The following is a 23,763-nucleotide window of genomic DNA, read 5'->3' on the forward strand; positions in this document are numbered from 1 at the left end:
GGCACGATAAATTGCCATCACGTTACATTGTGCGTCGGGCAAAATCCTTCACTCTGAATCCCAGCACCGTAAGCGTTGCGAAATAAGCCGCGATACCAGCCACGACAACGGCCATTAAGCGCAGTAAACGGTACGGCATGGTGCCCAGATCCCAGGCAGGCATAATGTGCATCACGCCAAGCAGAACCGCCGCCATCACAATGACACCAGCAAACAGACGCCAGAGGAATGCGCTCCAGCCCGGCTGAGGTTGGAAAATATCCTGTTTACGCAGTTGCCAGTATAGCAGGCTGGCATTCAGGCAAGCCCCCAAACCAATCGACAACGACAACCCTGCATGCTTGAGCGGGCCAATAAACGCAAGATTCATTACCTGGGTCAAAATCAGCGTCACGATAGCGATTTTAACCGGGGTTTTGATGTCCTGGCGCGAATAGAAACCAGGCGCCAACACCTTCACTACGATCAACCCCATCAAGCCGACAGAATAAGCCACCAGCGCACGTTGCGTCATAGAGGCATCAAAAGCGGTGAACTTGCCGTACTGGAACAGTGAAACGGTGAGCGGCTTAGCCAGAATCCCCAATGCAACCGCACTTGGCAGCGCCAGCAGGAAACACAGACGTAAACCCCAGTCCATCAGGCGTGAATATTCATCGTGATTACCGCTGGCAAAACTTTTCGCCAGTGAAGGCAGCAAAATGGTACCCAGTGCCACACCAAGCACACCAGATGGGAATTCCATCAGACGGTCAGCGTAGTACATCCAGGACACAGAGCCGGATGCGAGGAATGAGGCGAAAATGGTGTTGATGATTAATGAGATTTGGCTGACGGAGACGCCAAGAATCGCAGGTCCCATCTGCTTAATCACCCGCATTGCACCTGCATCTTTCAAGTTCACACGCGGTAAAACCAGCATGCCAATCTTTTTCAGATGCGGTAACTGATACGCCAGTTGCAAAACACCACCAACGGTAACCGCCCACGCCAACGCCAGAATCGGCGGGTTAAAGTGCGGTGAGGCAAAGAGTGCAAAGCCAATCATGCTGAGGTTTAAGAAGGTTGGCGCGAACGCGGGGACCGAGAAGCGGTTCCAGGTATTCAGTATCGCCCCACATAATGATGCCAGAGAGATCAGGAAAATATACGGGAAAGTAATTCGTAGCAGGCTGGAGGTGAGCGCGAATTTATCGGCAGTATCCGCAAAGCCAGGTGCTGTGACCAGAATAACCCACGGTGCTGCAATCATCCCGATAACAGTAACAACCGCCAGTGCCAGCGTCAGCAGTCCGGAAACATAAGAGACAAACACGCGTGTTGCGTCTTCACCTTGCTTACTTTTGTATTCAGCAAGAATCGGGACGAACGCCTGCGAAAATGCACCTTCGGCGAAAATACGGCGCAAAAGGTTCGGTAATTTGAATGCCACAAAAAAGGCATCCGTCGCCATCCCTGCCCCAAAAACCCTTGCCACAATGGCGTCACGTGCAAATCCGAGCACGCGAGAAAACATCGTCATCGAGCTGACTGCTGCCAGCGATTTTAATAGATTCATTTATTATATGGTTCCACAAACATCAACGCCTGCAAGGCAGGCGTTGTTAAGGGCATTTCGATCAGGCGCTTAGTCTACCGATACCCAGCCGAATTACTACTATCAGATGTTACCGCATTATTCGCTCATGGCATCGCGCCACAGTTTCTCGACCACGCGCTGGGCCATCAATGCCTGCTCACCTGAGGTTTCAGGAACTGTCTGATTTGCCACACAATCAAGGAAATGACGCGCACATCCAGCGAAACCGCGTTGTTCGAGTGTGGTTTGCCAGCCCGGAATTGGACGATTCACCACGCCATTGCCGCACTCTTCACGCCATTCACGCATATCTGTAACATCGTACAAACCACCCTCTGTGACCGCCTGAACCCACTCACGTTGGCTACCCGCCCGACGATGCATACTGGTGGTGATTTGTAGGTTGCCCCGGGCAAAGTGATGCTCAGCAAAAAGCATCTGCCCCTGGTCGTTGGTCAACAGGGTTCCACTTTGCAATTGTGCTTCACCGCCAGACAGCCACAGTGCGGTATCAACCACATGCAGATAATCATCAAGCAAGGTAAAACGCAGATCGTTGGGCCCAACGCTGTCTGCTCGATGTTTATCCATGCGTACTGATGAACCATTCGCCAGTGTCGCTTTGAGATCTTGGTACAACGGTGAAAAACGGCGGTTAAAACCAACCATTAGCGTACGCTTTTGACGCTGTGCCATTTCCACTAAGCGTTCAGCATCGGCAAGGTTTTCAGCAAGCGGCTTATCCACACAAACATGGACACCTGCCTGCAATAACTCGCTCACTACCGCGTAATGGCTGCTGGTCGCACTGTGAACGAACACGGCATCACACTGTGCCGCAAGTTCAGCAATAGAAGGAATATAGGGGATACGCCAGGTGTCACAGACTTTCTGCGCTTTCGCCTGTGTTGGGGAAAATGCCCCCTGAAGCGTCCAGTCGCTGGAGGCCCCCAGAACGGGTAACCATGCTTTTTGTGCAATGCCACCTAAACCGACAACGCCTACTCGAAGTTTAGTCATCAATTAATCTCCGAGATGAGCGAGCAATGAATCCAGGCGTTGCTTAAGATCGGCAACTTCATTTTCGAGCTGTTCGACACGCGCCGTTAAATCACCAGCAGGTGTAACGCATCTTTCTTGCGCTGTTACCTGGGACGCATCAACCTCTCCGCTGAAAAGATGCATATAGCGGCTTTCGCGTTTGCCTGGTTCGCGCGGTAAACGCACCACAAAAGGGCCGTCTTCGCGATTCGCGAGATGTTCAAGGGTCGCTTCTACCTGCGCCATATCGCTGAATTCAAACATTCTTCCGGAGCGGGTGCGCAATTCTCCTGGCGTTTGGGCGCCACGTAGCAGTAAGGCAGTGACCACCGCAACTTCTGCCGCAGAAAGTTTAAGGTCACCAAACTCTGAATTACAGAAACGTTGCTCATATTTCGTTACGCGATTGCCAAACCCGCTGACGGTGCGCAAAAAATGGCGTTTGACCAGAGTATCCAACGTTTCCTGAACATCATGCTCTTTCAGATCCATCACCGGCTCGCGGTTGGTCTTCTGGTTACATGCCGTCACCACACCGTTGACCGACATCGGATACTGTTCGGGAGTGGTCACCTGCTTTTCCATCAAGCTACCCACCACTCGCGCTTCAACCGCAGTTAACTGATATTTCATTTCTTGTCCTTAACGGCCAGGGGTCCATTCTTTGGTGGTTAGCGCGGTCAAAACATGATCCCGCCACACGCCATCAATCAGTAAATACTCTTTGGCATAGCCTTCTTTTTCAAAACCAAGGCGAGCGAGCAGATCGCCACTGCGCTGGTTATGCGGCATGTAGTTCGCCATGATGCGATGGATATGCTGGCTACGCTGCATATAGCGAATAGCCGTGGTCAGTGCTTCAAACATCATTCCCTGCCCTTGCCATTTCTCACCAAGTGAGTAGCCGAGATAGCAGGCATGAAATGAGCCCCGTACTACGTTGGAGAAGTTGGCAACGCCAAGGATCTCTTTCTCTTCTGGATCGAGCAGCGCAAAGTAATAAGCGCTACCGGTTTTATGCATTTCGCTAATCATGCCAAGCCGCGCTTGCCAGCCGGAAGGATAGCAATGGCTGTCATCACGAATGGGTTCCCAGGGTTTCAGGAACTGACGGTTTTCGGCGTAATAATCTGCCAGACGCCAGGCATCTCGCTCGTACACCAGACGCACCACCATGCGGTCCGTTGTTAAGCGTACTTTCGGCACGTTACTGCGGTAGCCAAACATGTTCACCCTACTCCTCACATCCCACGTATTTTTGAGCCAACGTAATTACTATACCTGCCCCTTGCGATGGAAGGAAAACAACAACATGCAGATTTCTCATCCGGTCATACTTTTTTCGATTAACGAGTTAAATCAAAGCGCCGGATTGATAAAAAAATATTGTCGCCGTACGCCCTGTCAAAAAACCTGAGAGCAGTGGAGAATAGAGGTTTGTCACACTTTTAAGTTCCCTGGAGGGGAGATGTCACGGGTAGCGCAGGCCAGGAGCCTGGGTAAATACTTCTTATTGCTCGATAACATGTTAGTTGTATTAGGCTTCTTCGTGGTTTTCCCTCTTATTTCCATTCGCTTTGTCGACCAAATGGGTTGGGCGGCGTTAATGGTCGGCATTGCGCTGGGCCTGCGTCAGCTTACTCAACAAGGGCTAGGTATTTTCGGTGGTGCCATCGCCGACCGGCTAGGTGCCAAACCGATGATTGTCACCGGAATGCTGCTGCGCGCCGTTGGTTTTGCGCTGATGGGTATAGCTCATGAACCCTGGGTTTTGTGGCTGTCGTGTTTTATTTCCGCTATCGGCGGCACACTATTCGACCCACCGCGCGCAGCCCTTGTCGTCAAACTGGTGCGTCCACATCAACGCGGCCGTTTCTTCTCGATATTAATGATGCAAGACAGCGCTGGAGCAGTCATTGGGGCGCTGCTCGGCAGTTGGCTGCTGCAATACGATTTTCGTCTGGTGTGCGGTGCGGGCGCGGTGATGTTTGTGATTTGTGCGATGGTCAACGCCTGGCTGCTTCCAGCTTATAAACTCTCTACCATTCGCACGCCAATGCTTGAAGGCATGGGGCGCGTGCTGCGTGACAAACGTTTCATCACTTATGTGTTAACGCTGGCCGGATATTACATGCTGGCGGTGCAGGTGATGTTAATGCTGCCGATTATGGTGAACGAAATTGCCGGTACGCCTGCCGCCGTGAAGTGGATGTATGCCATTGAAGCGGCACTATCCTTAACGCTGCTCTACCCGATTGCGCGCTGGAGCGAAAAACGCTTCCGTCTCGAGCAGCGCCTGATGGCGGGTTTATTCCTGATGTCCCTCGCCATGTTACCGATGGGATTGGCTAACAACCTCCAACAACTGTTCACTCTAATTTGCGTGTTTTATGTTGGTTCAATCATTGCGGAACCTGCCCGTGAAACGCTGGGCGCATCACTTGCCGATTCCCGCGCTCGCGGCAGTTACATGGGCTTTAGCCGACTGGGTCTGGCGATTGGCGGCGCATTTGGTTACGCCGGTGGCGGTTGGTTATTTGATGCCGGGAAAAGCATCAACCAGCCGGAACTTCCGTGGCTGATGTTAGGGATTATAGGTTTCATCACGCTTATCGCATTATGGTGGCAATTTAGCCCGAAACCGATAGACCCCTCTATGCTTGAGCCCGGCAGCTAGTTTGCAGCCCCTGGTATTCTCCTCCATACTCAAAAATTGACGGATTTTTCCTGACGATTGATATGGAGGAGTAACGTGAAGCTTTATATTTACGATCACTGCCCTTTCTGCCTTAAAGCACGCATGATTTTTGGCTTAAAGAATATCCCCGTTGAGCTGGTCGTCTTGCTAAACGACGATGAAGTAACCCCGACGAAAATGATTGGCAAGAAAATGGCGCCAATCCTGCAAAAAGATGACAGTCGCTACCTGCCTGAAAGCATGGATATCGTGCACTACGTCGACAAACTTGATGGTGAACCACTTTTGACCGGCGCTGCTAATTCGGCCATCAGTGACTGGTTGCGTCACGTCAATAGCTATGTCCAACACCTGTTATTGCCGCGTATTGCGAAAGCGCCTTTTGATGAGTTTGCCACGCCTGCTGCCCGTGCTTACTTCACACAGAAAAAAGAGGCAATGATCGGTTCTTTTGCCGACCATCTGACGCATTCACCGGGTCTGACCAAAAAAATCAGCGACGACTTACGCAAGCTCGATAAACTTATCGTGCAGCCCAATGCCGTCAACGGTGAGTTGTCCGATGACGATATCCACCTCTTCCCGCTGCTGCGTAACCTGACGCTGGTTGCCGGAATTGAGTGGCCGAGTCGTGTTGCGGCATACCGCGATAATATGGCCAAACAGACTCAAATTAACCTGCTGTCATCCCACGCTATTTAAAGATTGTTAATGGTTCTAAGGCGGGTAAGTTAACCCGCCTTTATCTCATGATTAAGAAACTCATTGTGTCTAATAAAAAATTAAGCCTTTTCCTGTAGCACGCCCGGCACTGGTACATCATGATGCTTTATGTCAGGATCTGTGACCGATGCAGCATGTTAAGGATATCCATGAAAAAAATAGTATTAGCCGCAGCCTTGATGCTCAGCGGATTAGTGGTGGGTTGTAACCAGCTAACGCAATACACCGTCAGCGAACAGGAAATCAACCAGGCGCTGCATAAACGGAATAATTTCTCTAAAGACATTGGCCTGCCAGGCGTTGCCGATGCCCACATTGTCTTAACTAATTTAGCCAGTGCGATTGGCCGAGAAGAACCAAACAAAATCACCCTGACTGGTGATGCCAAACTGGATATGACATCTTTGTTCGGCAATCAAAAAGCTAATATCAAACTTAAACTCAAAGCCCTGCCAACCTTTAATAAAGAGCAAGGTGCTATCTATTTGCAAGAAATGGAAGTGGTAGAGGCAACCGTCGAGCCTGAGAAAATGCAGACGATTGTCCAGACACTGATTCCCTATCTCAATCAGTCGCTACGCAATTACTTCAACCAACAGCCAGCTTACGTGTTGAGTGAAGATAACAGTGCAGGCGAAAAACTGGCGAAGAAATATGCCAAAGGGATTGAGGTCAAGCCAGGCGAAATCATTATCCCGTTCACCGAGTAAGCCCTCAAACACAGGGGAGGCACATCCTCCCCAAGAAAATCTCAACGAAAATGGTGCAAAGCTAAACGTTTGCGCTTATCCTTTGTGCCCGGCATAAATCATCGTTATTTCCTTCCTACGCCGGAGCACTTTCATGACCGTATTACCTCAGGTATTAAAAATTCGCCGCCCAGACGACTGGCATGTTCACCTTCGTGATGGTGATATGCTAAAAACGGTTGTGCCTTATACCAGCGAAATTTATGGTCGCGCGATTGTGATGCCAAACCTGGCGCCGCCAGTGACAACGGTTGAAGCTGCCATCGCTTATCGCCAGCGTATTCTCGACGCCGTACCGCAAGGGCATAGTTTTGAGCCTTTAATGACCTGCTACCTGACTGACTCTCTGGACCCGAACGAAGTTGAACGTGGGTTTAACGAAGGTGTGTTTACTGCGGCAAAACTGTACCCGGCAAATGCGACAACTAACTCAAGCCATGGTGTCACCAGCACTGCTGCGATTTTGCCAGTACTTGAGCGCATGCAGAAAATCGGTATGCCGCTGCTGATTCACGGTGAAGTAACTCACGCTGACATTGATATTTTTGACCGTGAAGCACGCTTTATCGAAACTGTGATGGAACCGCTGCGTAAGCAACTGCCGGAACTAAAAGTGGTATTTGAACATATCACCACCAAAGACGCCGCACAGTATGTGAAGGAAGGCAATTCCCTGTTAGGTGCAACTATTACCCCGCAACACCTGATGTTTAACCGCAACCACATGCTGGTTGGCGGCGTTCGCCCTCATCTGTATTGCCTGCCTATTTTAAAACGCAGCGTGCATCAGGAAGCGTTACGCGCGCTGGTAGCAAGCGGATGCGACCGTGTGTTCCTGGGGACTGACTCCGCACCACACGCACGTCATCGTAAAGAAGCAAGTTGTGGTTGTGCTGGCTGCTTTAACGCCCCTTCGGCTTTGGGTGCTTACGCGACGGTATTTGAAGAGATGAATGCAATGCAGCACTTCGAAGCGTTCACATCCCTCAATGGCCCGCGTTTCTACGGTTTACCTGTTAACGAAGAGACTATCGAACTGGTTCGCACGCCGGTTGAAATGCCAGAAACCATCGAAACATCCGATGACAGCATCGTGCCATTCCTGGCCGGTGAGAAAGTAGCCTGGTCAGTTAAAGCATAATTTTTATCGCCCCCTGTTGCATCACTGGCAATATGACTGTATAAATATCCAGTATATTATATAGGGGGCTGTTATGCGTATTGAAGTCACTATTGCCAAAACTACATCTCTGCCACCAGGCGCTATTGATGCGCTTGCCAATGAACTTTCACGCCGTATTACTCAACACTATCCTGAAAACGTTAACCACGTTCAGGTACGTTATGCCGCTGCAAATAACCTGTCGGTTTTAGGGGCTACCAAAGAAGACCGCGATCGCATTAGCGAAATATTGCAAGAGACCTGGGAAAGCGCTGACGACTGGTTTGCTGCGGATTAAAAAACATAATGGGAATGGGCTGGCTTTAGATCAATTCGCCGTTCATTTCAGGTAAAAATTCCCTCGTTGTTATCTTTATACCGGGTGTCGCCATCCGGTTTTTTTAATTGTATGAAATTTACTCATTTAAATAATTTCCCTTCTTATACGTTACCCAGAATCATCTGATTCAATAAAGAATATCATGCCGGTTTATTGTGCAATTAAGCGCTTTATTGTAAAAAAAGTGTTGCAGGGTATTTATTTCTCCGTCGAATTAGCTTAATCATTGATATACTTAACTGGCTTCACATTAAACAAGCATTAAACCTCACGAACCGTTGTCTCAAACACACGTATAAAAGGGGTTATGATGGAAAAAAATAGTGATGTTATCCAGACCCATCCCCTTATCGGATGGGACATCAGCACCGTTGATAGCTACGATGCGCTGATGCTTCGCCTGCACTACCTGACCTCGAATACGCAAAAGCACGACGAAACTGAAATCGGTCAAACTTTATGGCTGACCACGGATGTTGCCCGGCAATTTATTTCTATTTTAGAAGCCGGGATTGCTAAGATTGAATCTAGTGATTACCAGGTAAACGATTATCGTAAGCATTGATTGTCGATGCTGCTCAAATAACGCAAGGCACCGTAGAGGTGCCTTTTTTATTATTCAGGTTTCGCTCAATTGCCAGTCGGTCGAGAATTAATTAACCTGCTATATACTTTTTGCCAGAGAGAAGAGAAAAGCATCATGCATTATGACCTTATCATCGTCGGTAGTGGTTCCGTTGGCGCAGCCGCCGGATGCTATGCCACTCACTCCGGCTTAAACGTGCTTATGATCGACAGCAACCACCCTCCCCACCAGCAAGGTAGCCATCATGGTGATACTCGCCTGATGCGCCACGCTTATGGCGAAGGGGAAAAATATGTCCCGCTGGTGTTACGCGCTCAGACTTTATGGGATGCGTTGCAGGAAATCAGCGGTGAGAAAGTCTTTCATCGCACTGGTGTGATTAACCTCGGCCCTGAGGATTCAGCATTTATATCAACGGTGCAAAGCAGTGCGCAAACCTGGTCACTACCGCTTGAAACGCTGACGGCTGAACAAGTGATGACACGCTGGCCGCAAATTACCGTTCCTGAAAACTATCTTGGCTTGTTTGAGCCAGATTCTGGTGTGCTGCGCAGCGAGTTGGCGGTGGAAACTTATATCCGTCTGGCAAACCAGGGTGGTTGCGCGCAGCTGTTTAATTGCCCGGTGACGGACATTCGCCATACCTCAGACGGTGTGGTAGTCGATACCCCAGAAGGCGAATTTACCGCCGATAAACTTTTGGTGAGCGCAGGAACCTGGGTCTCTAAATTATTACCCGAACTGCCCGTAACGCCATGGCGCAAAATCTTTAGCTGGCATCAGGCCGACGGGCGCTATAGCGAAAAAAATAACTTCCCAGCGTTTACCGCTCAATTGCCTGACGGGAGCCAGTACTACGGGTTCCCGGCTGGTGAAGATAACGAGCTGAAACTGGGCAAGCATGATGGCGGGCAGATGATAAGCGAGCCGCAACAGCGTAAACCGTTTGGCGCTATCGCCACCGACGGCAGCGAAGTGTTCAGCTTCTTGCGCCAGATAATGCCAGGTGTGGGGGTTTGTATGCATGGCGCGGCCTGCACTTACGATATGTCACCGGATGAAGATTTTATTATTGATACCCTGCCCGGTCATGACAACACGATGGTGATCACCGGCCTGAGCGGGCATGGTTTTAAATTCGCTTCGGTGCTTGGGGAAATTGCCTGTCAGTTTGCACTGGGCAAAGAGTCGAGTTTCGATCTGACGCCGTTTTCGCTTTCACGATTTAGCTAGTATTGAGTGATGTCGGATGACGCTTACGCTTATCCGACCTACTTAAGCGCAAGCGACATCCATTTTTTCACTCTGGGTCAGGAATGCCCAACGTGGTGTTCAACACGCCACGCGATTTATTGAAAATCTTATTGCCGTTTTCACGGCCAGCGCGGCGGCGGCGCTGTTCTTCAGGTGAGAGTGCCAGTTCTTCGCGGCAAATGTCGCTACAGCATCCGGCATATTTCTCAGCGCAGCTTGGGCACTGAATAAACAGCAAATGGCAGCCGTCATTTTTGCAGTTGGTGTGGCTGTCGCAGGAAGCGCCACACTGGTGGCAATGCGCAATCACATCATCCGAAATGCGCTCGCCCATACGCTCGTCAAAGACAAAGTTTTTGCCGACAAAGCGCACCGGGATCCCTTGCTCACGAGCACGACGGGCGTATTCAATAATCCCGCCTTCGATGTGGTAGACGTTCTTGAATCCGTTATGCATCATCCAGGCGCTGGCCTTTTCACAGCGGATCCCACCGGTGCAATACATGACGATTTTTTTGTCTTTGTCGTCCTGCAACATATCTACCGCTTTCGGCAACTGCTCACGAAACGTGTCTGCGGGGATTTCCATAGCGTCCTGGAAATGGCCCACTTCATATTCGTAATGGTTCCGCATGTCGATAAACACGGCATCCGGATCGTCGAGCATCGCGTTAACGTCTGCGGCTTTCAGATAAGCACCGACATTGCTGGCATCAAACGACGGGTCATCAATCCCATCGGCAACAATACGGTCACGCACTTTCATGCGCAGCACCCAGAACGACTTTCCGTCGTCTTCAAGCGCGATATTCAGACGCACGCCATTGAGCGCGGCATGGAAACCGTAGAGTGTTTCGCGGAAGGCATCGACACGGCTTTGAGGAACGCTAATTTGCGCGTTGATCCCTTCATGGGCGAGATACACGCGACCAAAAACATTCAGCGCGGTAAACGCCAGATAAAGCGCATCGCGCGTGGTTTGAGGTTCTTCAATATGGAAATATTTATAGAATGAGATTGTGGTGCGTGGCTCGGTTTCAGCCAACATACGCACGCGCAATTCATCATTCGATATGCGGTTGTGTAACACTGGCATGGTGTTCGCTCGGCTATCGTTGATAAGAAAAAACTGGGCAGCATCATAAAGCAATTATCGTTAATTTACATCCACGTATTTTGCGCTACATTTCAATTATTACTTCGCATTTAATTCAACAATTGCTGAAATATCAAACACTCTGCTGCCGTTAATTTTGGATGTTCCATGATTAATGTCACAATAGACCGACTCAAGAAGATCCGGCATTTGCCGTCACAATAGGTTTTACATGACGAACTTACCGCAATTCTCGCGCGCTTTGCTTCACCCCCGCTATTGGGGAATCTGGTTTGGTATTGGCCTGCTGTATCTCATTACCCTGCTCCCCTACCCCGTGATTTATCGAATTGGCTGCGGCCTCGGCCATTTAGCTATGCGGTTTATGAAACGCCGCGTCAGAATTACCCGCCGGAATATTGAACTCGCTTTCCCACACGTCACGCCCGAAAAGCGTGAATATTATCTGAAGAAAAATTTCGAGTCCGTGGGGATGGGGCTGATGGAAACCGGCATCGCCTGGTTCTGGCCAACATGGCGTATCCGGCGCTGGTGCGACGTTAGCGGCGTCGACCAGATTCATGCGGTACAAGAAGCCAAACGCGGCGTACTCCTGATTGGTATTCACTTCCTGACGCTTGAATTAGGTGCACGCATGTTCGGCATGAACACACCCGGCATTGGCGTTTACCGTCCGAATGACAATCCCCTGTTAGACTGGCTGCAAACCTGGGGTCGAATGCGCTCCAACAAAAGCATGATCGATCGTAAAGATCTCAAAGGGATGATCCGCGCGCTCAAACAGGGCGAGATCATCTGGTACGCGCCTGACCATGACTACGGCCCGCGCGGCAGCGTCTTTGTACCATTTTTTGGCGTTGATCAGGCGGCTACAACCACCGGTACCTATACGCTGGCACGCATGTCAGGTGCGGCGATTGTCCCGATGGTGCCACGCCGCAAACCTGACGGAAAAGGCTATGAGTTGATTATTCTACCTGCAGAGTTTTCACCACCATTAGAAACCCCGGAAGGCACAGCGCTGTGGATGAACAAAATCATCGAAGAATGCATCATGATGGCGCCTGAGCAATACATGTGGCTGCATCGCCGTTTTAAGACACGTCCAGAGGGTGTGCCGTCGCGTTACTGATTCGCTATTCGATTAAGTCATAGGGCGACGTAAAGTCGCCTTTAATCGTTCTAAAACTGCATTTCATAAACATTGCCACTCTCCATTCATCAGGCGCATAATTAGCAAGGTAATAATTCCCCCGCATATCTTCTCTGCACTAAACTGGAGCGTTATGACTCTCCCCGAGAGCAACATCAACTGGAAAAGAAATCTCACCGTCGCCTGGCTTGGGTGTTTTCTGACCGGCGTCGCATTCAGCCTGGTCATGCCTTTCCTGCCCTTGTACGTCGAAAGTCTTGGCGTGACGGGCCACAGCGCATTGAATATGTGGTCGGGCATCGTTTTCAGTATTACGTTCCTTTTCTCCGCGATAGCATCGCCTTTCTGGGGCGGGCTTGCCGACCGTAAAGGCCGCAAAATCATGCTGCTGCGTTCAGCGCTTGGCATGTCTATCGTGATGGTGTTGATGGGCTTTGCGAGCAATATCTGGCAATTTTTAGCGCTGCGCGCCCTGCTCGGTTTGCTGGGTGGATTTGTCCCCAATGCCAACGCGCTGATTGCGACTCAGGTTCCGCGCCATAAAAGCGGCTGGGCGCTCGGCACGTTATCGACCGGAGGCGTGAGCGGTGCGCTGCTCGGCCCAATGATTGGCGGTTTTTTGGCGGATACTTACGGCCTGCGCCCGGTGTTTTTCATCACCGCCGCCGTGTTATTTACCTGCTTCGTTTTCACTCTTTTCTGCATCCGCGAGCAATTCACGCCGGTTAACAAGAAAGATATGCTGCACGCGCGTCAGGTTCTCATGTCGCTTAAAAACCCAAAACTAGTGCTGAGTCTGTTTGTCACCACCATGATTATCCAGGTGGCGACCGGTTCGATTGCACCAATTCTGACGCTTTATGTGCGCGAGCTGGCAGGGAATGTCAGTAACCTGGCGTTTATTAGCGGCATGATTGCTTCCGTTCCCGGTGTGGCCGCGTTGATAAGCGCACCGCGCCTCGGGAAGCTGGGTGACAGAATCGGGCCGGAGAGAATTTTAATCTGCGCGCTGGTGATTTCGGTTCTGCTACTTATCCCCATGTCGATGGTGCAAACGCCATGGCAGCTTGGCGTGTTACGTTTTCTGCTCGGTGCCGCCGACGGCGCGCTGTTACCCGCCGTACAAACGCTGCTTATCTACAACTCCAGCAACCAGATTGCCGGGCGTATCTTTAGCTACAACCAGTCTTTCCGCGATATTGGTAACGTCACCGGCCCGCTGGTCGGGGCCGCCGTTTCGGCCAACTACGGCTTCCGCACGGTATTTTTAGTCACCGCTTGCGTGGTGCTTTTCAACGCGCTTTACTCCTGGATTAGCTTGCGACGCCCTACTGAACGAGTGACGGCTCCCGATTAAGGAGCAGAGACAACTCGAAGTACGACGAGGATTAAATTTCATACTTGCAACTTTGCAAACAGCGTCAACAATTAACTTGAAATTGCACCGGAGCGCGTGCTCCCTGACCTGTAACAAAAGGAGATGAGTATGAGTCTGTACGCGACGCTGGAAGAGGCCATTGATGCCGCACGCGAGCTTTTCCTTGTAGACAACCCTGAACTTGATGAAGAGAGTGCCAGTGTTCAGCAACTGAACATTCAGAAGTACATTCTTCAGGATGGCGACATCATGTGGCAGGCTGAATTCTTTGCCGATGATAGTGAAGATGGCGAATGTTTCCCGATGCTGAGCGGTGAAGCGGCACAAAGCGTGTTTGATGGTGACTTTGATGAAATCGAGTTACGTCAGGAATGGATTGAAGAAAACACGCTGCATGAATGGGACGAAGGTGAATTTCAACTTGAGCCGCCGTTAGATACCGAGGAAGGGCAAACTGCGGCTGATGAATGGGATGAGCGGTAACGCTTATTCGTACGGGCCGTGGCTGGCATCAATCGGCAGCAACAGGGTGTCGAAGACCAGCGAAAACGGTAAGTCTAATACCGTGATATAGCGCCATGCACTATCACGCACGTCCCACTGCACGCCGGGGTAATACTGATTACCATGTCCCTGCCCCGGTACTGCACGGCTGATAATGCTGCCACAGCCGCTGAGCAAGCACGCAACCGTTATCACAACCATCATTCTTAACATGCTTTTACTCCAAAAAAATACCGGCCCGAAGGCCGGCATTGTGAGCGCGTTTGCCGGGTTACTTAGTCGGCAACGCCTCAGGGTTAAGCTCAACCGTTTTGTAGCTATCCACCCACGAAGAGTAACGCTGCGGGTTGGACCACACACGGTAATGCAGACGGGACATAGTCACCGGGTCGCTTAACAGCACCAGACGACGATCGCGGTTCAGCTTATCAGGCGTTTCGTTCAGCGCCTGTTCAACGTGACGATCGCGGGCGATTTCCAGCACCTGGCTGGCACGGTGACGTGCAGTTGCCATTGCGGTTGCCAGGGCATTAAACGAAGGATTAAACACCGCGTGCATAAAGCCATCGTCGAGCGTGCGGCTGCGGTTCAGCTTCAGGTAGTTGTCGGTATCGACCAGCACCTGCGGAGGAGAATACTCTTCCGGGATCAGGAACAGCTTCCAGCGCTTGGTGCGTAAACCGAGGGTCGCGCGGCTCGACAGCACCGAAACAAACGGCGACAGGATCAGCGAGAACACGATTGGCGCAAGCCAGAACAGGAAGCGTAAATCCAGCCACGCCATGCCAACAGCCCACACCAGACCCAGCAGAAGCTGAGAACCGTGGCGCATAAACGCTTCGCCCCAAGGGGTTGAATCGTCATCACGCTGTGGTGAATTCCAGACCACTTCCCAACCGAGGAACGCGCTCACCACAAACACGGTGTGGAACAGCATACGTACCGGTGCCAGCAGCACGGAGAACAGCACTTCCAGCAACAGAGAAGCCGTTACGCGGAAGAATCCACCGAACTCTTTCGAGCCTTTGCACCAGATCAGAATGATGCTCAGAAGCTTCGGCAGGAACAACAACACCATGGTGGACGCGAACAACGCAATCGCAAGCTCCGGACGCCACTGCGGCCACACTGGGAACAACTGGCGCGGTTGCAGGAAGTATTGCGGTTCTGTCAGCGCATGCACCACCTGCAAGGCAGTTGATAATGCGAGGAACATAAACCACAACGGCGCAGACAGGTAAGACATAACGCCCGTCAGGAACACCGCACGGTGAACCGGGTGCATGCCTTTTACCAGGAACAGACGGAAGTTCATCAAGTTACCGTGGCACCAGCGGCGGTCACGCTTGAGCTCATCCAGCAAGTTCGGCGGCAGCTCTTCATAAGAACCCGGCAAGTCATAGGCAATCCACACGCCCCAACCTGCACGACGCATCAGCGCTGCTTCTACGAAGTCGTGAGAGAGGATGGAACCGGCGAATGAACCTTCACCTGGCAGCGGTGCTAAAGCACAGTGCTCAATGAACGGCTTAACGCGGATAATCGCATTGTGACCCCAGTAGTGGGACTCACCCAACTGCCAGAAGTGCAAACCCGCCGTAAACAGCGGCCCGTATACACGTGTCGCAAACTGCTGGCAACGTGCATACAGAGTGTCCATGCCCGACGCTTTTGGTGAAGACTGAATAATGCCCGCATTCGGGTTAGCATTCATCAGGCGTACCAGGTTAGTCAGACAGTCACCGCTCATTACTGAGTCGGCATCCAGTACAACCATGTAGCTGTACTGATTACCCCAACGACGACAGAAGTCATCGATGTTGCCACTTTTACGCTTCACGCGACGACGACGGCGACGGTAGAAAATCTGCCCTTCGCCCTGCACTTCGTTGATGAGTTCCATCCACGCTTTCTGCTCGGCAACACAGATATCCGGGTTGTAGCTGTCGCTTAAGATGTAAACGTCGAAGTGCTGCTGTTGGCCAGTTGCTTTTACCGATTCCCACGTCGCGCGCAGGCCCGCAAACACACGGTCAACGTCTTCGTTACAAATAGGCATGATAAGCGCGGTGCGGTTCGCCGGGTCAATAGGTTCATCGCCCACCGTTGAGGCAGAGATACTGTATTTATCTTTGCCCATCAGCAGTTGCAGGAAGCCCATCAGCGCGGTCCAGAAACCCGCCGACACCCAACAGAACAGGATAGCGAACAGGATCAGGATGCCCGTTTGCAGCACATACGGCAGCAGCTGCATAAAGGAAACCCATAAATCCTGGCCAATCATGTCTGACGGATTGATCAGCGCCCAGCCCTGATAAGGAAGAATGGTCTTCATATACCAGGTTGCTACGACAGTCTGAGCAATAGTCAGCACCAGCAGAATGTAACGTCGGATAGTCCCGACGGTACGCCATTTCTGCTCGGCTTCCGCCTCTTCCTTCGACATATAGCGAGGGTTAACTTCACGCCCGCGTAAACGATCCCAGAAACGACCAATCGGGTTTGTGCGCCACGGATCGGGGAACATAGAAGAACGCGTTGCTTTAGGCATTGCCTGCAGCTGGGTGCGCCCCTCTTCGTCCTCAATCAGTTGATCACCGCCCAACGATCCAGGCCAGCTTGCTTCAAGCCGGGCCTTTACCGAGGCTAAAGGGGAATCATCGGCTCTGTCATAGTGGTGCCCTTGCGCATCAAGCGCTTCATGCACCGCTTGCAGATCTGATGCAGGAAGAGCCGCCTTCTGCTGCGCAGAAAGCGGAAGAGCATCAATATAATCAGACGCAGTATCAGTAATCTTATTCATTGGCAGGTAGCTGGTAGCTCCAGGTTTCACTCAACGTTTGATCACCATTGACCAGCGCTGCACGCATTTCAGTCGGTTTCTTCTCATCTTTGACTTTCACACGTACAGTCAAACGCCAGCCTTTAGTGACCGGGTTGTAACGTACCTGGCTGTCAACGATTTCACCGTTGTCACCAATGCTGGTTTGCGCGGTAACCGGCGTATCTTGCGGCAGTTTTTTCATGTCCGCGCCGACATAATCCACGACAAACGCAATAGTGCCGTCTGGCTGGCGAATCAGATTCGACTGCTTCACATCACCGGTTGAGCGGCGAGTCTGCGCAACGTATGCGTTATCAGGCGCATGCATTTTGTCTTCATCACGGCTGAAGGTAATGGTGTACTTGAAGTTCATCTCTTTGCCTGGTTCCGGGAGCTGATCCGGAGTCCAGTAAGCAACGATGTTGTCGTTAGTTTCGTCGTTGGTTGGAATTTCAACCAGCTCAACGCGACCTTTACCCCAATCACCTTGCGGCGCAACCCATGCACTTGGGCGCTGATCGTAACGATCGTCTAAATCCTCGAAACGAGAGAACTGGCGGCCGCGTTGCAGCAAACCGAAGCCAACTGGATTCTCGGTTGCAAACGAGCTCACCGCCAGATGTTTCGGGTTATTCAACGGACGCCAAATCCATTCACCGTTACCGGCATGGATAGACAGACCGTTGGAGTCATGCAATTCCGGACGGAAGTTGGTGCTTGGCGACGGCTGATTTGGCCCAAACAGGAACATACTGGTCAGCGGTGCAACACCCAGTTTGCCGACTTTATCGCGCAGATAAACCTTCGACTGCACGTTAACCACAGTGTCGCGACCAGGAGTAATCACAAAGCGATACGCACCGGTTGCACGTGGGGAATCGAGCAACGCATAAAGAGTCAGCGTTTTCTCGCCAGCTTTCGGGCGTTCAATCCAGTATTCACGGAAACGTGGGAACTCTTCGCCAGATGGCAAAGCAGTATCAATAGCCAAACCACGAGCAGACAGGCCATAAACCTGACCTGAGCCAATCACACGAAAGTAACTCGCCCCGAGCATGCTGACAATTTCGTCGTTCTTATCTTTGCTGTTGATCGGATAGAGCACTTTGAACCCGGCAAAGCCGAGATCTTTCACGGTGTCTTTATCGTGTTTTACATCACCGAAATTAAAGTAATCCGGGTTGTATTTGATCTTATGGACCGCAGTTGCTGTCACTTCATTGATAGCAACCGGGGTGTCGAAATACATACCCTGGTGATAAAATTCAAGCTTAAATGGGGTCTTTAACTTGCTCCAGTAGGCTTTGTCGTGATTGAACTGGATCTGCTGGTAGTCCGCATATTTCATGTCACGGAACTGCGATGGCAGATTAGTTTTAGGTGCTTCGTAGCTTTTGCCCGCTAATGTTTTCGCTTGTTTTGCGACATCATCGATATTGAAGGCCCAAACTGAGGTGGTATAAAGTGACAGCATGACTGCAGCACCGAGCCCACACACTTTCATCATTTTTAGTTTATGTTTCATATTAACCAGCACATCCCCCTTTGTGTGCTTAAATCAATCCAATCCATTTTAATGGAAACTTCTGCTTTCCGACAACCAATTACCCGCATTGTTCAGCGCACCGGCTCAGCCTTTAAGCAAAAAAAGACAACTGCTTACGCTTTCAGCATCCATCCTGGAGACAGGATGTCATGGTTAGTGTAGGGTTGCCACGGAATTGATACCGTTCGGGACTTTAAGCCTATTGGGATATGTTCTTAAGGATAAGGCGATTCGTCCGATAATGTTTGGAGTATTATGAGTAAAGCACCACAACAACGCGAGTTTTTCCTGGATTCTATCCGGGCCTGGTTAATGCTTTTAGGCATCCCGTTTCATATCTCGCTCATCTATTCAAGCCATACCTGGCATGTCAACAGCACTGAAGCATCGTGGGGTTTAACCCTGTTTAATGATTTTATTCATGCCTTCCGCATGCAGGTATTCTTTGTTATTTCAGGATATTTTTCTTACATGCTGTTTCTGCGCTACCCGCTAAAACGCTGGTGGAAAGTACGCGTGGAGCGCGTCGGCATCCCTATGCTGACGGCCATTCCATTGCTAACCTTGCCGCAATTTTTAATGTTGCAACACGTTAATGACAAAGCAAAAAACTGGCCAGGACTGACGCCATACGAAAAATACAACACACTGGTGTGGGAGCTAGTTTCTCACCTCTGGTTCTTATTAGTCATGGTGGTGCTGACGACTATTTGTTTATTTTTGTTTCAACAAATGAAAGCACGTATTACTGAAAAGTCAGAAAACATCCCATCTTCTATTACTTTAGGAAAGCTCTCAATCGCCTTCCTGGGGTTCGGTATTCTATACGGTGTTATTCGCCGTACTATTTTTATTATTTACTCACCGATATTAAGTGATGGATTATTTAACTTCGTAGTGATGCAAACGCTGTTTTATCTACCATTCTTCATGCTCGGAGCTCTGGTGTTTGTACGCCCACAGTTAAAAGCGCTATTTACCACACCGTCCCCATGGTGTGCGGTGGGAGCGGCACTGGCATTTTGCGCCTATCTGCTTAACCAACGTTACGGTAGCGGTGACGCCTGGATGTATGAAACCGAGAGCGTGATCACCACGGTGATGGGTTTGTGGATGGTCAACGTGGTGTTCTCGCTGGGCCATAAGCTGCTGAACTTCCAGTCAAAACGTGTGACCTATTTCGTGAATGCGTCGCTGTTTATTTACCTGGTGCACCATCCGTTGACGCTGTTCTTTGGCGCGTACATCACGCCGCATATTGCGTCTAACGCGCTGGGCTTTATCACCGGATTAATTTTCGTGATTGGTATCGCGGTGATTCTGTATGAAATCCACCTGCGCATTCCGTTGCTGCGTTTCCTGTTCTCCGGCAAGCCGCAGAATGTGGCGGTTAAGGTGACGAGTTAACCCGACCAAAAAACAAAGAATAAACTCAAAATAATTCGAGTTGCAGCACAAAAGGCTTTAGCCTTTTGAACAGCGCTTGCGCTGGCCCCGAAGGGGCGAGGCCACTGGCCGAGTAACGCGGCAAGGGAGCAAATCCCCAGGAGCTTACTTAAGTAAGTGACTGGGGTTTGTGAGTGCAGCCAACACAGCTGCGACTTGAAGTATGAAGAGTTTTATAAAAGCCACTCAATAGGCAGTCGATAAACTAACCTCACCAACACCCGCTGCCAAAAGCGGGTGTGCGGTTCTTTCTTCCAGACAATCTCTTTGCCTTCACTGTGTTCCACCCAATTCACTCGCCCCCACTTATCCAGACGCAGCGCCCAGGCATTCTCTTTCTGGCTTTGGGTAAAACGCTGGTGGATATCTTGCGCCAGCGCTTCGCTCTCAATGACAAATCCCATTTCGGTATTCAACATCGCCGAGCGCGGGTCAAAATTAAATGAGCCGATAAACACCTTTTGTTTATCTACACTAAACGTTTTGGCATGCAGGCTGGAACCTGAATTCCCTGTTAAGCCACGATCATGTGGTCTGCGTAGGCCATCCTGCTCAGGCTTTAACTCATAAAGCTCGACTCCGTGGCGCATCAGTTTTTTGCGCCAACGCGCGTAACCAGCATGAACGACCGCCACATCGTTTGCGGCCAGTGAGTTAGTCAGGATGGCTATTTTTACCCCTTTACGCACAAGCCCTAAGATTTGTGCGATGCCCGCGCGAGTGGGCACAAAATAGGCTGAAATAATATCTATCTCACGCTCCGGCATACCAATCACATTCATCAGGCGTTGCGGCAGTAACGTGTGATTGCGCGCTCTGCCCTGCCCCTTACGCGGGTCATCGCTGAGTAAGCGTGTTTTCGCCCAGTACATATTAAGCGTGCGGGCGACCAGATCGGTCGCAAACTGGCTGGTTGTCAGGCGGTCAAGATAGCGGCGAGCCTTCGGGTCATCGCGCCAGTCATCTGGCAATTGCACCCGCTGCTGCAAGGCATCGGTATCGACATCCAGCACCTTTTCCAGTGTCGAGACACACTGGCTATTCCAGTAGCGCTCAAAATCCTGGCTGACATCCTCGACAACCGGGCCTACGGCCAGCACATCTAAGTCTGAAAACAGCGGTTGTTTACCCACACCAAAGTACTCATCCCCCACATTTCGCCCGCCAATAATCGTAGTTTCACCATCAACAGTGAATGATTTGTTGTGCATACGACGGTTAAGCCTGGCAAAGTCGGTCAGATAGCCGATGGCGCGAAACAGGCGAAATGAAAAAGGATTAAACAGGCGCACTTCAATCTGCGGATGGGAATTGAGCAACTCTAAAATATCATCAAGGCCGTTGGTGTTGTTATCGTCAAGCAACAGGCGAACTTTCACTCCACGGTCAGCCGCCGCCAGCAACGCGCTGAACAGCAAGCGCCCGGACATATCGTCCTGCCAGATGTAATACTGCACATCGAGGGTTTTCTCGGCCATCCCGCACAGCAGATAGCGCGCAGCAAAAGCGTCGAGGCTATCCGACAAAGGGTGAATCCCGCTAAACCCAGGATGTTCGGCAAGCGATGGAGTAATCGCCCTTCCAAGACGTGTGGCGTGATGATTTTTCAAATTAGAGTTGAGCAAGAAGTTGTTGATAGATGAGGGTATTTTCGTCATCAAAGCAGACAAAAACGACCTCTTCAGGTAATGGACGTATGCCTATATAGCGGTAAACGGTATCAACGGCGATTTTCGCGGCCTCCTCTTTCGGATAACCATAAGCACCCGTGCTAATTGCCGGGAAGGCAATGGTGCGATAACCGTTGGCGGCGGCTAAGTCCAGGCAGTTACGATAGGTTTGTTCGAGCAACTCGGCCTCGTGTTTTTCGCCACCGTGCCACACCGGGCCAACGGCGTGAATCACCGCTTTAACCGGAATATTCCCAGCCTCGGTAATCACCGCGTGTCCAGGCGCACATTCGCCCTGTTGGCGAACAATCACTTTGCAGGCTTCCAGTAAAACAGGCCCCGCCGCACGATGAATCGCACCATCAACACCACCGCCCCCCATCAGGGATGAATTCGCCGCGTTGACAATGACGTCAACCTCGACGCGGGTGATATCACCTTGTATCACCGACATTCTTTCGCTCATTGGGAAATCTCCAGTTAGTCTTTGAGAGTAGTCTAAACTTACCGAATAGTCGGCGTATATCCCTTACTTAGGATTTGTTGACATTGCCCCACCCCAGCTTTTTTCTCGTTTACTACAAGACCCAGCAAAGCTAATGCGTTTATTAACGCATTTCAGTGGCAACTTCGTTTCAGGAGAGGTTCTATGGCTAGTGAAGCGCAAAAAGTCGGGCTGGTCCCGGTGATGTTAATGGTTGCGGGTAACATAATGGGTTCCGGGGTTTTCCTGCTCCCGGCGAACCTTGCAGCAACGGGCGGGATTGCCATTTTTGGCTGGATGGTGACGATTATCGGTGCGCTGTCGCTATCCATGGTATACGCCAAAATGTCATCTCTCGATGACAGCCCCGGCGGTTCTTACGCCTACGCCCGGCGGGCATTCGGCCCGTTTCTGGGTTATCAAACCAATCTGCTTTACTGGCTGGCCTGCTGGATAGGTAACGTCGCCATGGTGGTAATTGGCGTCGGTTATCTGAGTTATTTCTTCCCGATGTTAAACCAACCATGGCCGCTCACCGTCACCTGTATCGCCATTTTGTGGTTGTTCGTCGGGCTCAATATTGTTGGCCCGAAAATGATCACCCGCGTGCAGGCGGTCGCCACTATTCTGGCACTGATTCCAATAGTCGCCGTCGCCGTCTTAGGCTGGTTCTGGTTTAAAAGCGATACCTATATGGAAGCCTGGAACGTCAGCGGCAAAGGCACTTTTGGTGCGATTCAGAGTACCTTGAGCGTCACGCTGTGGTCGTTTATCGGCGTGGAAAGTGCGTCTGTAGCGGCAGCGGTGGTTAAAAATCCCAAACGCAACGTGCCCATCGCCACCATTGGCGGGGTATTGATTGCCGCAGTTTGTTACGTGCTTTCCAGCACTGCCATTATGGGCATGATTCCTAACGCCGAGCTGAGACTTTCTGCGTCGCCATTTGGCGATGCCGCACGCATGGCGATGGGGCCCACTGCCGGGGCAATTGTTTCGTTCTGTGCCGCAGCCGGGTGTTTAGGAAGCCTTGGCGGCTGGACGCTACTCGCCGGGCAAACGGCGAAAGCCGCCGCCGACGATGGTCTGTTCCCACCTATTTTTGCCAAAGTGAATAAAGATCAGACTCCAGTCGCGGGTTTGCTGATTGTTGGCGTCCTGATGACCATCTTCCAGCTTGCCAGTATCTCGCCTGACGCTACCTCACAGTTCGCGGTGGTTTCATCTGTATCGGTCATCTTTACGCTGGTGCCGTATATCTACACCTGCGCGGCTTTAATGCTGGTCGGTCAGGGGCATTTGGGCAACCAACGTCTGCCGTTCCTGTTCATCACGCTGATTGCTTTCATTTACTGTATTTGGGCCGTCGTTGGCACAGGCGCGACCGAAGTGATGTGGTCGTTTGTCGCCATCATGGTGATTACTGCGATGTACACCGTTAACTACAACCGTCGTCATAAAAACCCCTACCCGCTGGATAAACCTGTGGTTAACGACTAACTGGAGATCGCT

General features: G+C 51.0%; 22 protein-coding genes. 12 read left to right on the plus strand and 10 right to left on the minus strand.

The features are described 5' to 3' along the window. Nucleotides 1–22 precede the first annotated feature (22 nt). The 4 genes from murJ to rimJ all read right to left on the minus strand — a co-directional run bounded on the left by murJ (nt 23) and on the right by rimJ (nt 3,847). The gene (gene murJ, locus LVQ79_RS14915) at nt 23–1,558 is read right to left on the minus strand and encodes a murein biosynthesis integral membrane protein MurJ (protein WP_232865545.1); all 1,536 of its coding nucleotides are present in this window, start codon (nt 1,556–1,558) and stop codon (nt 23–25) included. Nucleotides 1,559–1,675: 117 nt separating this feature from the next. After that, nucleotides 1,676–2,599 (minus strand): Gfo/Idh/MocA family protein, encoded by a 924-nt coding sequence (locus LVQ79_RS14920; protein ID WP_232865546.1) that lies wholly within the window; start codon nt 2,597–2,599, stop codon nt 1,676–1,678. Between the two features lie 3 nt (nt 2,600–2,602). Next, nucleotides 2,603–3,253 carry a YceH family protein gene (locus tag LVQ79_RS14925; protein WP_232865547.1) on the minus strand — a complete coding sequence of 217 codons (651 nt, stop codon included), beginning with the start codon at nt 3,251–3,253 and terminating at the stop codon, nt 2,603–2,605. A 9-nt stretch (nt 3,254–3,262) separates the two neighbouring features. Continuing rightward, entirely contained in the window at nt 3,263–3,847 is a 585-nt protein-coding gene (gene rimJ / locus LVQ79_RS14930) for a ribosomal protein S5-alanine N-acetyltransferase (protein WP_034456200.1), read from the minus strand. A gap of 241 nt (nt 3,848–4,088) precedes the next feature. Between rimJ and mdtH the strand changes: the two genes are divergently transcribed. The 7 genes from mdtH (at nt 4,089) to solA (ending at nt 10,111) form a co-directional block, all read left to right on the plus strand. Beyond that, nucleotides 4,089–5,297, plus strand: a complete 1,209-nt coding sequence (gene mdtH / locus LVQ79_RS14935) for a multidrug efflux MFS transporter MdtH (RefSeq protein ID WP_232865548.1) — start codon at nt 4,089–4,091, stop codon at nt 5,295–5,297. Between the two features lie 75 nt (nt 5,298–5,372). Beyond that, nucleotides 5,373–6,020, plus strand: a complete 648-nt coding sequence (grxB, locus tag LVQ79_RS14940; RefSeq protein ID WP_232865549.1) for a glutaredoxin 2 — start codon at nt 5,373–5,375, stop codon at nt 6,018–6,020. 170 nt (nt 6,021–6,190) lie between these two features. Then, the gene (locus LVQ79_RS14945; protein ID WP_232865550.1) at nt 6,191–6,751 is read left to right on the plus strand and encodes a lipoprotein; all 561 of its coding nucleotides are present in this window, start codon (nt 6,191–6,193) and stop codon (nt 6,749–6,751) included. Between the two features lie 133 nt (nt 6,752–6,884). Beyond that, nucleotides 6,885–7,931 carry a dihydroorotase gene (gene pyrC / locus LVQ79_RS14950; RefSeq protein ID WP_232865551.1) on the plus strand — a complete coding sequence of 349 codons (1,047 nt, stop codon included), beginning with the start codon at nt 6,885–6,887 and terminating at the stop codon, nt 7,929–7,931. A gap of 73 nt (nt 7,932–8,004) precedes the next feature. Next, nucleotides 8,005–8,250 carry a DNA damage-inducible protein I gene (gene dinI, locus LVQ79_RS14955; RefSeq protein WP_064517858.1) on the plus strand — a complete coding sequence of 82 codons (246 nt, stop codon included), beginning with the start codon at nt 8,005–8,007 and terminating at the stop codon, nt 8,248–8,250. Nucleotides 8,251–8,602: 352 nt separating this feature from the next. After that, complete coding sequence (gene bssS, locus LVQ79_RS14960; RefSeq protein WP_034456211.1) at nt 8,603–8,857, plus strand: biofilm formation regulator BssS; 255 nt, start codon at nt 8,603–8,605, stop codon at nt 8,855–8,857. A 135-nt stretch (nt 8,858–8,992) separates the two neighbouring features. Beyond that, on the plus strand, nt 8,993–10,111 hold the full coding sequence (solA, locus tag LVQ79_RS14965; RefSeq protein WP_232865552.1) for an N-methyl-L-tryptophan oxidase: 1,119 nt from the start codon (nt 8,993–8,995) through the stop codon (nt 10,109–10,111). 67 nt (nt 10,112–10,178) lie between these two features. Here the strand turns inward: solA and trhO are convergent, their stop codons facing one another. Beyond that, on the minus strand, nt 10,179–11,228 hold the full coding sequence (gene trhO / locus LVQ79_RS14970; RefSeq protein WP_232865553.1) for an oxygen-dependent tRNA uridine(34) hydroxylase TrhO: 1,050 nt from the start codon (nt 11,226–11,228) through the stop codon (nt 10,179–10,181). Nucleotides 11,229–11,460: 232 nt separating this feature from the next. Between trhO and LVQ79_RS14975 the strand changes: the two genes are divergently transcribed. The 3 genes from LVQ79_RS14975 (at nt 11,461) to LVQ79_RS14985 (ending at nt 14,263) form a co-directional block, all read left to right on the plus strand. Next, a complete protein-coding gene (locus tag LVQ79_RS14975) occupies nt 11,461–12,381 on the plus strand; it encodes a Kdo(2)-lipid IV(A) acyltransferase (protein WP_232865554.1) in 921 nt (306 codons plus the stop codon). A 154-nt stretch (nt 12,382–12,535) separates the two neighbouring features. Further along, nucleotides 12,536–13,759: a multidrug efflux MFS transporter MdtG gene (gene mdtG, locus LVQ79_RS14980; protein WP_232865555.1), complete on the plus strand. Its 1,224-nt coding sequence runs from the start codon at nt 12,536–12,538 to the stop codon at nt 13,757–13,759. A gap of 129 nt (nt 13,760–13,888) precedes the next feature. Then, nucleotides 13,889–14,263, plus strand: coding sequence for a MysB family protein (locus LVQ79_RS14985; RefSeq protein WP_120066517.1), 375 nt, complete (start codon nt 13,889–13,891; stop codon nt 14,261–14,263). A gap of 3 nt (nt 14,264–14,266) precedes the next feature. On the opposite strand, the gene LVQ79_RS14990 is transcribed toward LVQ79_RS14985, so the two are convergent. The 3 genes from LVQ79_RS14990 to mdoG form a co-directional block, all read right to left on the minus strand. Continuing rightward, complete coding sequence (locus LVQ79_RS14990; protein WP_370639859.1) at nt 14,267–14,488, minus strand: YceK/YidQ family lipoprotein; 222 nt, start codon at nt 14,486–14,488, stop codon at nt 14,267–14,269. A gap of 67 nt (nt 14,489–14,555) precedes the next feature. Next, nucleotides 14,556–17,087 carry a glucans biosynthesis glucosyltransferase MdoH gene (mdoH, locus tag LVQ79_RS14995; RefSeq protein ID WP_151992619.1) on the minus strand — a complete coding sequence of 844 codons (2,532 nt, stop codon included), beginning with the start codon at nt 17,085–17,087 and terminating at the stop codon, nt 14,556–14,558. Next, complete coding sequence (gene mdoG / locus LVQ79_RS15000; RefSeq protein WP_151992924.1) at nt 17,080–18,615, minus strand: glucans biosynthesis protein MdoG; 1,536 nt, start codon at nt 18,613–18,615, stop codon at nt 17,080–17,082. Before mdoG ends, mdoH begins: the two co-directional genes overlap by 8 nt. A 294-nt stretch (nt 18,616–18,909) precedes the next feature. Here mdoG and mdoC point away from each other — a divergent pair, with 294 nt between their 5' ends. Next, nucleotides 18,910–20,061, plus strand: coding sequence for a glucans biosynthesis protein MdoC (gene mdoC / locus LVQ79_RS15005; RefSeq protein ID WP_232865557.1), 1,152 nt, complete (start codon nt 18,910–18,912; stop codon nt 20,059–20,061). A gap of 212 nt (nt 20,062–20,273) precedes the next feature. Here mdoC and LVQ79_RS15010 read toward each other — a convergent pair whose 3' ends face one another. Continuing rightward, on the minus strand, nt 20,274–21,761 hold the full coding sequence (locus LVQ79_RS15010; protein WP_232865584.1) for a phospholipase D family protein: 1,488 nt from the start codon (nt 21,759–21,761) through the stop codon (nt 20,274–20,276). Next, nucleotides 21,712–22,236 carry an O-acetyl-ADP-ribose deacetylase gene (ymdB, locus tag LVQ79_RS15015; RefSeq protein WP_232865558.1) on the minus strand — a complete coding sequence of 175 codons (525 nt, stop codon included), beginning with the start codon at nt 22,234–22,236 and terminating at the stop codon, nt 21,712–21,714. The genes LVQ79_RS15010 and ymdB overlap by 50 nt, the downstream gene beginning before the upstream one ends. Before the next feature lie 183 nt (nt 22,237–22,419). On the opposite strand from ymdB, the gene adiC reads away from it, so the two are divergent. Continuing rightward, nucleotides 22,420–23,751, plus strand: coding sequence for an arginine/agmatine antiporter (adiC, locus tag LVQ79_RS15020; RefSeq protein ID WP_064517817.1), 1,332 nt, complete (start codon nt 22,420–22,422; stop codon nt 23,749–23,751). The last annotated feature ends 12 nt before the right edge of the window (nt 23,752–23,763 follow it).

Source organism: Buttiauxella cochleicola (assembly GCF_021282405.1).
Lineage (GTDB): Bacteria > Pseudomonadota > Gammaproteobacteria > Enterobacterales > Enterobacteriaceae > Buttiauxella > Buttiauxella massiliensis.